This is a genomic window from Streptomyces boncukensis (assembly GCF_011045075.1).
GTDB lineage: Bacteria > Actinomycetota > Actinomycetes > Streptomycetales > Streptomycetaceae > Streptomyces > Streptomyces boncukensis.
The window spans coordinates 1-10,836 of record NZ_JAAKZZ010000248.1 but is presented as its reverse complement, the minus strand read 5'-3'; the positions used below and the strand labels follow the sequence as shown (position 1 = coordinate 10,836).

The window sequence follows — 10,836 nt, the reverse complement described above, 5'->3', positions numbered from 1 at the left end:
CTCCTACCCCTGGCTGCGCCCCACCATCCGGATACGGCTCACGCTGCTGTACGGCGGGATGTTCCTGATCGCGGGCATGGTGCTGCTCACGATCATCTATCTGCTGGCGGCCCAGGCGCTGCACGACGGCAACGAGCTGCCGTTCCGCCTGCTGAACGCGCGGGTCCAGCTCAACTCGGACCGCTGCCCCGGCCTGACCGGCACCATGCCCAGCGACGACTTCATGGACCGGCTGGTGGCCTGCTCGGACGAGCAGCGCAGGATGGCCCTGGACTCCCTGCTGCGCCGCTCCCTGCTGGCGCTGCTGGGGCTGGCGGTGGCCGCGTTCGCGTTCGGCTATGTGATGGCGGGGCGGGTGCTCTCGCCGCTCGGCCGGATCACCCGCACAGCGCGCCAGGTCGCGGGCTCGGACCTGCACAAGCGGATCGAGCTGGAGGGCCCGGACGACGAGCTGAAGGAGCTGTCGGACACCTTCGACGACATGCTGGACCGGCTGGAGCGCGCCTTCTCCGCCCAGCAGCGGTTCGTCGGCAACGCCTCGCACGAGCTGCGGACCCCCCTCGCGATCAACCGCACGCTGCTGGAGGTGCAGCTCGCCGATCCCGGTGCGCCCTCCGAGGTGCAGCAGCTCGCCAAGACGCTGCTGGCCACCAACGAGCGCAGCGAGCAGCTGGTCGAGGGCCTGCTGCTGCTCGCGCGCAGCGAGAACGAGCTGGTGGACCGCAAGCCGGTGGACCTGTCCGAGGTCGCCTCGCAGGCCGTGGAGCAGGTGCGCGGCGAGGCCCAGGACAAGGGCGTCGAGCTGCGCGGGGTGCGCCAGCCGGCGTACACGCAGGGCAACGGGGTGCTGCTGGAGCGCGTCGCGCTGAACCTGGTGCAGAATGCCGTGCGCTACAACCTGCGGGAGGGCGGATGGGTCACGGTCAGTACGGAGGCCCAGCCGGGGCAGGCCGTGCTGGTGGTGGAGAACACCGGCCCCGTCGTGCCCGCGTACGAGGTGGACAACCTCTTCGAGCCCTTCCGCCGCCTGCGGACCGAGCGCACCGGCAGCGACAAGGGCGTCGGGCTGGGGCTGTCCATCGTGCGGTCCGTTGCGCGCGCGCACGGTGGCGCCGTCACCGCCGGGCCGAGGGAGGACGGAGGGCTCGTTGTCCGGGTCGCGCTTCCGGTGTAGAGGTTTCGCCAGGGGCGGAATCCGGCCATTGCGGATGGTTTCCCCAAGGAGTGTGATCGATCACACAAGCGATTTTTCGCCCTGTGTGCAGCGTGGTCGTCCTCCGGGAAGAAATCCCGGAAAATCCAGGTTTCCGCTGGTGAGGATCCGGGGCAGTACCCGGGATGGCGTGCACGCAGCGCCACCGGGGACCGTTTAGGGTCTCCTCGGCATCCGCTGTGATCACCTCTTCAGGGGTGCGGTTGGGTGTCGATTGAGTAACAGACCTTGATGTGAGGCAAAATCTCCGCCTCGGGTCGGGCACAAGTCCGGCCCCTCACGCGTTACGTGCGCTGGAGACACCACAGACACCCAGAGGGGGAGAGCGACATGGCAACGGACTACGACACTCCACGCAAGACCGACGACGACGTCAACGAGGACAGCATCGAAGAGCTGAAGGCCCGGCGGAACGACAAGACCGCGTCCAATGTCGACGTGGACGAGTTCGAGCAGGCGGAGGGCCTGGAGCTGCCCGGCGCCGACCTCTCGAACGAGGAGCTGTCGGTTCGGGTGCTGCCCCGGCAGAACGACGAGTTCACCTGCATGAGCTGCTTCCTGGTGCACCACCGCTCGCAGCTCGCCGAGGAGAAGAACGGCCAGCCGATCTGCCGCGACTGCGCGGCCTGAGCGCGGGCGACACCGTCCGTGGCAGTCGACGACGCACGTGACGACGAGCGAGGTCCGCAGGGCCCGTCGGCCTCGCTCGTGCCGTACCCGCCGCGCGCCGCGCGCGTGCGGCGGCTGATCCCGCGCGCCCGTACCCCGCGTGCTTCCCCGGCGCCGCCGGAGGGCGCACAGTCGCGTACGGGCGCCGTCAGGGACCGGACGCGGGCCTTCTTCGGCTTGGTGGCCGACCGGGTCATCGAGACGGCCCCGCGGATCCCGGTGCGGGACGCGGAGACCCTCCGCGCCCAGTTTCCCGGGCTCGGCACCGAGGAGATCGCCGACAAGCTGGTCTCCGGGGCCGTCCTGGGCTCCGCGACCGTCGGCGCCTCCGTGGGCGCCGCCGCGATGCTGCCGGTGCCGCCCGCGATGCCCGCCGAGCTGGCCGCCGAGATCGTCGGCGTCGCCTCGGTCGAGCTGAAGCTGATCTCCGAGCTGCACGAGCTGTACGGACAGCGCGCGCCGGGCAACGCCGGGCAGCGGACGGCCGCGTACCTCGGCGCCTGGACCTCCGAGCGCGGGATCGACCTCGCCAAGCCGCTGTCGCTGAACGCCGCGCTGGGCGGGCAGATGCGCCGCGAGCTGCGGCAGCAGATCATGAAGCGGACGCTGCGCAACCTGCCCAACCTCACCCCGTTCATGGTCGGCGCCGCCGTCGGGGCCGTGATGAACCGCCGGGACACCCGGCGCCTCGCCGCCCGCGTCCGGGACGACCTGCGCCGGCGCCCCCTGCCGGTGGAAGGCCCCGGCTGAGGCGGAGGCATGCCCGGCAGTCGGGTGCGTGCCCCGCATCGGCGGGGGCTGCGCCCGCGGGACCCGCGCCTGAAGGGCCCCGCGCGGCGAGACGCCGCCGCTACCGCGAGGCGGACCGCTCCGCACGGAGCGCGGCGGCCAGCGCCTTCGGGTCCCGCGTCGAGACGTAGACGTACGGCGTCGGGTCGTCCGGGTCCGTGACCGGGACGCGCAGTGCCGTACGGACATAGCTGCGCAGCAGCATATGGGCCCGCGGGTCGGCCTTGTGGGTGCGCCAGGCCCGCGCTCCCTCCTCGTCCAGCTCCTCCGCCTCCCCCAGCGCCTCCAGGGGGATCCGGGCGTCTCCCGCGACCAGCGAGCCCGCCGTCACACGGACCCGTACCGAGCCGTACGCGCTCACGCAGACCGCCGCCAGCGCACCGCCCACCACCAGGCCGCCCAGCATCGGCACCGGGCCGAGCGGCAGCAGCGCCAGCGCGCAGCCGACGCCGATTCCGAAGGCGATCAGCCACCAGCTGCGCGGCGCGGTCAGGCGTTCGTCGTAGGGCTGGGCGGGAGGATGCATGGGTCCAGCTTGGCACGGGGCGGTTGGCCGGAGGACACGGCGGTAAGGTCTCCCTCCGTGAGTGCAGCGAATGCCCCGAACCAGCCCGGAACCGAGGCCCGGAACGAGGAGATCGAGGCGGCGATGACAGACCCGGACCAGGCCAAGTGGGCACGCGTGTTCGAGGTGAACCCGTGAGCGCCCGGGGAGATGCCGTGAGCGGCCGGGAGCCCGTGGAGGTGCTGCTGCGCCTGGTCGACCCCGAGGTGCCGGTGCCCGGGTACGCCCGGCCCGGGGACGCCGGGGCCGACCTGGTGACCACCGAGCCCGCCGTGCTCGCGCCGGGGGAGCGGGCGGTCCTGCCCACGGGGGTGTCGATCGCGCTCCCGGAGGGGTACGCGGCCTTCGTGCACCCCCGCTCCGGGCTTGCCGCGCGGTGCGGCGTCGCGCTCGTGAATGCGCCGGGAACGGTGGATGCCGGGTACCGTGGAGAGATCAAGGTGATCGTGGCCAATCTGGACCCACGCGAGTCTGTGCGATTCGAGCGGTTCGACCGTATTGCCCAACTCGTCGTCCAGCAGGTGGAGAAGGTGCGGTTCCGCACGGTGGCGGAGCTGCCCGATTCGGCCAGAGGTGCGGGTGGATTCGGCTCCACGGGCGGGCACGCACAGCAGAAGGATTACGTTGCGGTCGGGGCCGAGGGTGCCTCCGACCGGAGAGGACAGTGACGTGTTCGGACGTCGTCGTAAGAAGAGCGAAGAGCCTGAGACGCTTGACTCGGACGAGTTCGAGACGGAACAGGAGGGCGCCGGGGAGGCGGCCGAGTCCGAGGAGGGCACGGCCGAGGCGGGAGCCGAGCGCGTCAAGCTGCCCCCGGCACCGCGTCCCGACGGCCCCTGGGACATCAGCGAGGTGAGCGACCCGTCCGAGGGCCGGGTGGACCTCGGCGGGCTGTTTGTGCCGGGCGTCGAGGGCATGGAGCTGCGGGTGGAGGTCGCCGGTGACGCGATCGTCGCCGCGACGCTCGTGCTGCAGGACAGCGCCATCCAGTTGCAGGCGTTCGCGGCGCCCAAGCGCGAGGGCCTCTGGGACGAGGTGCGCGAGGAGATCGCCTCCGGCATCACCCAGCAGGGCGGCGTGATCGACGAGGTCGAGGGCTCGCTGGGCTGGGAGCTGCGGGCCCAGGTGCCGGTGCAGCTGCCGGACGGCACGAACGGCGTGCAGGTCGTGCGGTTCATCGGCGTCGACGGGGCGCGCTGGTTCCTGCGCGGTGTGATCTCCGGGCAGGGCGCGGTGCAGCCGGAGGCCGCGGGGCTGCTGGAGCAGATCTTCCGGGACGCGGTCGTGGTGCGCGGTGACGCGCCCATGGCCCCCCGCGACCCGATCGTCCTCAAGCTGCCGGACGACGCGCAGATGGTGCCGGACGGAGTGCAGCAGGAGACCGTCGAGGAGGGCTCCCGCTTCGCGGGTGGCCTGGACAAGCTGCAGCGCGGCCCGGAGATCACCGAGGTCCGCTGACGCCCTCCCCGCCGGGGCTGCACGATCGGCAGAGCGCGCAGCCCCGGCCCTCGTCCCCCGGGGAGCTTTGACACGGGGTGACGAAATGATCACGACGCGCCCCCGGCCCCGGGCGATCCGCAGCAGCTCGGTCACGCCTCAGCCGCCCATGGGAGTCCGGCCGGGCGAGCGCGTGCGCCGCAAGCTCGCCGAGTGCCGTGTCCACAGTGTGCGCCCCGTCCCCTTCGGTGGCCGGCGGGTCCTCCCCGGGCGCGCGCAGCGCCGCCAGATCGGCGCCTGGTCACCGGCGGCAGCGGAGGCTCGGGCGGGCCCCTGGCCGGAATACTCGCGCTCCCCGCGCGAGGGGCGTATGGGAGCCGTCAAGAGCGCAGGACAGCGCGTATAGGGGGCGTCAACGAGAGCCCTGTACGGCGATATCAGAGGTTCCCTGGGGTGGTCGGAAAATCCCATCACCATCTAGGAGCACGCGATGGCCGATCTGGCCTTCGTCGTCACCACGCTCGCGGTCTTCGCGCTGGTGGCCCTCATCGCCAAGGGAGTGGACAGGCTGTGAGCGCTGCGCGCGCGGCCGCTCAGCCGCAGACGTCCACGGCGCCCGCACCTCTGCGCCGGGCGGGCGGCAGTGACATGAGCCGCTGCCGCGGCGGGGCGAACGGAGAAACACCGTGACCGCCGAGAACGTCGTCGGCCTGGTCGTGGCCGTCGCACTGCTGGGCTATCTGGCCCTCGCCCTCGTCTTCCCCGAGAGGTTCTGAGCGCCCGAAATGAGCCCCGTTCTTGCTGATGTGCTCCAGGTCTCCGCGCTGATCGCAGCGCTCGCACTGGTGCACCGCCCCCTGGGCGACTACATGGCCCGGGTCTACTCGTCCACGAGGCATCTGCGCGTCGAGCGGTGGATCTACCGCTGCGTCGGCGCCGATCCGGACGCCGAGATGCGCTGGCCCGCCTATCTGCGGTCCGTGCTGGCGTTCTCCGCCGTCAGCGTGCTGTTCCTCTACCTGCTCCAGCGGGTCCAGGACAAGCTGCCGCTGTCGCTGGGCTTCAAGCCGATCGACCCGGACCAGGCGTTCAACACCGCCGCCTCCTTCGTCTCGAACACCAACTGGCAGTCGTACTCGGGCGAATCCGCCATGAGTCATGTCACCCAGACCGCCGGCCTCGCGGTGCAGAACTTCGTGTCCGCGGCCGTCGGCATGGCCGTCGCCATCGCGCTCGTCCGCGGCTTCACCCGAGCGCGCACCGGCGAGCTGGGCAACTTCTGGGCCGACATGGTGCGCGGCACCGTCCGCATCCTGCTGCCCGTCTCCGCGCTCGCGGCGGTCGTGCTGGTGGCGACCGGCGCCATCCAGAACTTCGCCGGGTTCCACGAGGTGCACACCCTGTCCGGCGCCACCCAGGACATCCCGGGCGGCGCGGTCGCCTCGCAGGAGGCCATCAAGGACCTGGGCACCAACGGGGGCGGCTTCTTCAACGCCAACTCCTCGCACCCCTTCGAGAACCCGAACGGCTTCTCCAACCTGCTGGAGATCTTCCTGCTGCTGGTCATCCCGTTCTCGCTGCCCCGCACCTTCGGGACGATGGTCGGCAGCGCGAAGCAGGGGTACGCCATCGTCGCGGCCATGGGCGCCATCTGGTTCGCCGGGGTGGTCGCCGTGACCGTCACCGAGTTCCAGCACCCCGGGACCGCCGCGCAGCTCGCGGGCGGCGCCATGGAGGGCAAGGAGCAGCGGTTCGGGGAGGGCGCCTCGTCGCTCTTCTCGGTCTCCACGACCATGACCTCGACCGGGTCCGTCAACTCCTTCCACGACTCCTTCAGCGGGCTGTCGGGCGGCGTGCTGCTGCTCGGCATGATGCTGGGCGAGATCGCGCCGGGCGGGGTCGGCTCCGGGCTGTACGGCATGCTGGTCATGGCCGTCGTCGCGGTGTTCGTCTCCGGCCTGATGGTGGGGCGCACGCCCGAGTACCTGGGGAAGAAGATCGGCCCGCGCGAGATCAAGCTCGCCGCCTGCTACATCCTGATCACGCCCGCACTGGTGCTCGGCGGCACCGGCCTGGCCATGGCGCTGCCCGACGGCAAGGAGGCGATGACCAACATCGGGGCGCACGGCTTCTCGGAGGTCCTCTACGCCTACACCTCGGGCTCGAACAACAACGGCAGCGCGTTCGCCGGGTTCGGCGCCGACACCCCGTTCTTCAACACCACCATCGGGCTGTGCATGCTGCTCGGCCGGTTCCTGCCCATGGTGTTCGTGCTGGCGCTGGCCTCCTCGCTGGCCAAGCAGACGCCCGTCCCCGTCACGGCGGGCACGCTGCGCACCGAAAAACCCCTGTTCACCGGGATGCTGGTCGGCGCGATCCTGATCATCACCGGTCTCACCTTCTTTCCGGCCCTCGCGCTGGGGCCGCTCGCGGAGGGCCTCGCCTGATGAGCACAGCAACACCCGTACGTCACACAGACGGCGAGCACGCCCCGGCCCCCGACGCGGCGCCGCACCTGCCCGGCGGGCCGGTCGGCGGCGGGCTGTTCGACCCGAAGCAGCTCGCCGCCGCACTGCCGGACGCGGTCCGCAAGCTGGACCCCCGCTCGATGGCCACCTCGCCGGTCATGTTCGTGGTCGAGGTCGGCTCCGTGGTCTCCACCGTGCTGGCCGTCGCCCACCCCGGCGAGTGGTTCGGCTGGGTCATCGCCGCCTGGCTCTGGCTGACCGTCCTGTTCGCCAATCTGGCGGAGGCGGTCGCCGAGGGGCGCGGCAAGGCGCAGGCCGACACGCTGCGCAGGGCCAAGACGGACAGCGTCGCGCGCCGGCTGGCCGAGGGCGGCGGCGAGTCGGCCGAGGAGTCCGTGCCCGGCACCGAGCTGCGCGTCGGCGACCTCGTCGTCTGCGAGGCGGGGGACGTCATCCCCGGCGACGGCGACGTCGTCGAAGGCGTCGCCTCCGTCGACGAGTCGGCCATCACCGGCGAGTCGGCCCCGGTCATCCGGGAGTCGGGCGGGGACCGCTCGGCGGTGACGGGCGGCACCAAGGTGCTGTCCGACCGCGTCGTCATCAAGATCACCACAAAGCCGGGCGAGACCTTCATCGACCGGATGATCTCCCTGGTGGAGGGCGCGGCACGGCAGAAGACGCCGAACGAGATCGCGCTCAACATCCTGCTGGCCGCGCTGACGATCGTCTTCATGCTGGCGGTGGTCACGCTCCAGCCGTTCGCGGTCTACGCGGGCGCCGAGCAGTCCCTCACCGTGCTGACCGCGCTGCTGGTGTGCCTGATCCCGACCACGATCGGCGCCCTGCTGTCCGCGATCGGCATCGCGGGCATGGACCGCCTGGTGCAGCGCAACGTGCTGGCCACCTCGGGCCGTGCGGTGGAGGCGGCGGGTGACGTGTCCACGCTGCTGCTCGACAAGACAGGCACCATCACGCTCGGCAACCGCCAGGCCGCCGCCTTCGTGCCCGTACGCGGCACCACGGCCGCCGAGGTCGCCGACGCGGCCCAGCTCAGCTCGCTCGCCGACGAGACGCCCGAGGGCCGCTCCGTCGTCGTGCTCGCCAAGGAGAAGCACGGGCTGCGCGAGCGGCACGAGGGGGAGCTGGAAGGCGCCGAGTGGGTGCCCTTCACCGCGCAGACCCGGATGTCCGGGGTGGACCTGACCCAGGACGGGACCGGCGTCCGGGTCCGCAAGGGCGCGGCCGGTTCGGTCGGCGCCTGGGTGAAGGAGAGCGGCGGCACCGTCGGCGACGAGGTGCACCGCCTCACCGACGAGATCTCGCAGGAGGGCGGCACCCCGCTGGTCGTCGGCATCGACGACGCCGACGGGGCGCGGGTGCTGGGCGTCATCCACCTCAAGGACGTCGTCAAGGAGGGGATGGGCGAGCGCTTCGCCGAGCTGCGCCGGATGGGCATCAAGACCATCATGATCACGGGTGACAACCCGCTGACGGCCCAGGCCATCGCCAGGGAGGCGGGCGTCGACGACTTCCTCGCCGAGGCCACCCCCGAGGACAAGATGGCGCTCATCAAGCGCGAGCAGAGCGGCGGCCGGCTGGTGGCGATGACCGGCGACGGCACCAACGACGCCCCGGCGCTCGCCCAGTCGGACGTCGGCGTGGCCATGAACACCGGCACCTCGGCCGCCAAGGAGGCCGGGAACATGGTGGACCTGGACTCCAACCCGACCAAGCTCATCGAGATCGTCGAGATCGGCAAGCAGCTGCTGATCACCCGGGGCGCGCTGACCACCTTCTCGATCGCCAACGACGTCGCGAAGTACTTCGCGATCATCCCGGCGATGTTCGCGGTGGCCTACCCGGGCCTGGACAAGCTCAACATCATGGGCCTGGCCTCACCCGAGTCCGCGATCCTCTCCGCCGTCATCTTCAACGCGCTGATCATCGTCGCGCTGGTGCCGCTCGCCCTGCGGGGGGTGCGCTACCGGCCGATGAGCGCGGACCGGATGCTGCGCCGCAACATCGGGATCTACGGGCTGGGCGGACTCGTCGCCCCGTTCCTCGGCATCAAGATCATCGACATGCTCATCACGCTGATTCCCGGAGTGGGCTGACCCGCCATGAACACCTCTGTACGCAACACGGGGCGGCTGCTCTCGGCCGCGTTCCGCGCGCTGCTCGTCCTCACGGTCGTCTGCGGCGTGATCTACCCGCTGGTCATCACCGGCATCGCCCAGGGCGCCTTCCACGACAAGGCGAACGGCTCCGTGGTCAAGGCCGACGGCAGGGACGTCGGCTCCCGGCTGATCGGCCAGAGCTGGAACGAGCGCGGCGGCCGGAAACCCGACCCGAAGTACTTCCAGGGCCGCCCCTCCGCCTCGGACTACGACCCGCGCAACTCGGGCTCCAGCCAGCTCGGCGCCAGCGATCCGAAGCTGGTCGGGATGGTGCGGAAGGCCAGGAAGCAGGTCGCCGACTTCAACGGGGTCCCGCAGTCCCGGGTGCCCAAGGACGCGGTGACCGGGTCCGCTTCCGCGCTGGACCCGGCGATCTCGAAGAAGTACGCGGCGCTCCAGGTGGACCGGGTCGCGCGGGCGAACCGGCTGTCCACCGGCACGGTGCGGCGGCTGGTGTCCGAGCACACGGCGGGGCGCACCCTGGGCTTCCTGGGCGAGCCCACGGTGAACGTCCTGGAGCTGAACCTCGCCGTACGGCGGGCAGCCGCCCGAGGCTGAACCCGCGGCCGGCCCCCTCGCGTTCCGGAGCCCGGCGAGGGGGCCGCGCTTGCCCGCCCCGTGCCCCTGGCGCAGACTGCCCGAGCGCAGCGCGCGCCCACGTGGACACCGGGACGGAGGCCGGCAGGTGACGGAGCGTACGGGAGCCATGGTCGAGGTCGAGGACGTGCACCGCACATACGGGCGCGGGCCCGCCGCCGTACACGCCCTGCGCGGCGTCTCGCTGACCGTGCGGCGCGGCGAACTCGTCGCCGTACGCGGCCGGTCCGGCTCCGGCAAGACAACGCTGCTCAACCTGGTCGGCGGCCTGGACGCCCCGGACTCCGGGCGGATCGCCGTCGACGGCACCGACCTCGCCACCCTGGGCGAGCCGGAGTTGCTGGCGCTGCGCCGCGACCGGATCGGCTTCGTCTTCCAGTCGTTCGCGCTGCTGCCCGTCCTCACCGCCGCCGAGAACGTCGGCATACCGCTGCGGATGCGCCGGGAGCCGGTCGCCGCGCGCGAGGAGCGGGTGGCGCTGCTGCTCGCCCTCGTCGGGCTGACCGAGCACGCCGCGCAGCGCCCCGGCGAGCTCTCCGGCGGCCAGCAGCAGCGCGTGGCGCTGGCCCGTGCGCTGGCCAACCGGCCGGCGCTGCTGCTGGCCGACGAGCCCACCGGCCAGCTCGACGCCGAGACCGGGCACGGGGTGATGGAGCTGCTGCGCGCGGTCGTGCGGGACGGCGAGTGCGAGGGCGCCGAGCCGGTCACCGCGCTGGTGGCCACCCACGACGAGACCCTGCTCGACCTCGCGGACCGGGTCGTCGAGCTGGGCGACGGCGCGCTGCGGGGCACTTCCTAGTGTCCTGAGTCGGAGATTCGTCGTTGGTCTGGTGTGAGTCGTCCTGGACCGAAGATCCCGCCTGTTGTGCTGACTGATGCTGAGCGGGAGATGTTGCAATCATGGGTGCGTCGTCGTTCGAG

The 10,836-nt window shown here is 71.7% G+C and carries 11 protein-coding genes; 10 read left to right on the top strand and 1 reads right to left on the bottom strand.

Annotated elements, in window-relative coordinates; genetic code table 11:
- The 3 genes from G5C65_RS21865 to G5C65_RS21855 all read left to right on the top strand — a co-directional run.
- The coding region (locus tag G5C65_RS21865) for a sensor histidine kinase (RefSeq protein WP_165300604.1) at positions 1 to 1,174 on the top strand (1,174 nt) is incomplete at its 5' end.
- 369 nt (positions 1,175 to 1,543) lie between these two features.
- Positions 1,544 to 1,843, top strand: coding sequence for a DUF4193 domain-containing protein (locus G5C65_RS21860; RefSeq protein WP_165300603.1), 300 nt, complete (start codon positions 1,544 to 1,546; stop codon positions 1,841 to 1,843).
- Between the two features lie 18 nt (positions 1,844 to 1,861).
- Positions 1,862 to 2,632 (top strand): hypothetical protein, encoded by a 771-nt coding sequence (locus G5C65_RS21855; protein ID WP_165300602.1) that lies wholly within the window; start codon positions 1,862 to 1,864, stop codon positions 2,630 to 2,632.
- A gap of 100 nt (positions 2,633 to 2,732) precedes the next feature.
- Here G5C65_RS21855 and G5C65_RS21850 read toward each other — a convergent pair whose 3' ends face one another.
- Positions 2,733 to 3,197, bottom strand: a complete 465-nt coding sequence (locus tag G5C65_RS21850; RefSeq protein ID WP_165300601.1) for a DUF3093 domain-containing protein — start codon at positions 3,195 to 3,197, stop codon at positions 2,733 to 2,735.
- Positions 3,198 to 3,409: 212 nt separating this feature from the next.
- On the opposite strand from G5C65_RS21850, the gene dut reads away from it, so the two are divergent.
- From dut to G5C65_RS21815, 7 genes are all read left to right on the top strand, one after another.
- A complete protein-coding gene (gene dut / locus G5C65_RS21845) occupies positions 3,410 to 3,904 on the top strand; it encodes a dUTP diphosphatase (protein WP_338146571.1) in 495 nt (164 codons plus the stop codon).
- Position 3,905: 1 nt separating this feature from the next.
- Positions 3,906 to 4,694 (top strand): DUF3710 domain-containing protein, encoded by a 789-nt coding sequence (locus G5C65_RS21840; RefSeq protein WP_165300599.1) that lies wholly within the window; start codon positions 3,906 to 3,908, stop codon positions 4,692 to 4,694.
- Between the two features lie 665 nt (positions 4,695 to 5,359).
- Positions 5,360 to 5,449 (top strand): K(+)-transporting ATPase subunit F, encoded by a 90-nt coding sequence (gene kdpF, locus G5C65_RS39440; protein ID WP_165300598.1) that lies wholly within the window; start codon positions 5,360 to 5,362, stop codon positions 5,447 to 5,449.
- A 9-nt stretch (positions 5,450 to 5,458) separates the two neighbouring features.
- Positions 5,459 to 7,120, top strand: coding sequence for a potassium-transporting ATPase subunit KdpA (gene kdpA / locus G5C65_RS21830; protein WP_165300597.1), 1,662 nt, complete (start codon positions 5,459 to 5,461; stop codon positions 7,118 to 7,120).
- Complete coding sequence (gene kdpB / locus G5C65_RS21825) at positions 7,120 to 9,255, top strand: potassium-transporting ATPase subunit KdpB (RefSeq protein ID WP_165300596.1); 2,136 nt, start codon at positions 7,120 to 7,122, stop codon at positions 9,253 to 9,255. Before kdpA ends, kdpB begins: the two co-directional genes overlap by 1 nt.
- A gap of 6 nt (positions 9,256 to 9,261) precedes the next feature.
- Positions 9,262 to 9,876 (top strand): potassium-transporting ATPase subunit KdpC, encoded by a 615-nt coding sequence (gene kdpC, locus G5C65_RS21820; RefSeq protein ID WP_165300595.1) that lies wholly within the window; start codon positions 9,262 to 9,264, stop codon positions 9,874 to 9,876.
- Positions 9,877 to 10,024: 148 nt separating this feature from the next.
- Positions 10,025 to 10,714, top strand: coding sequence for an ABC transporter ATP-binding protein (locus G5C65_RS21815; protein ID WP_165300605.1), 690 nt, complete (start codon positions 10,025 to 10,027; stop codon positions 10,712 to 10,714).
- The last annotated feature ends 122 nt before the right edge of the window (positions 10,715 to 10,836 follow it).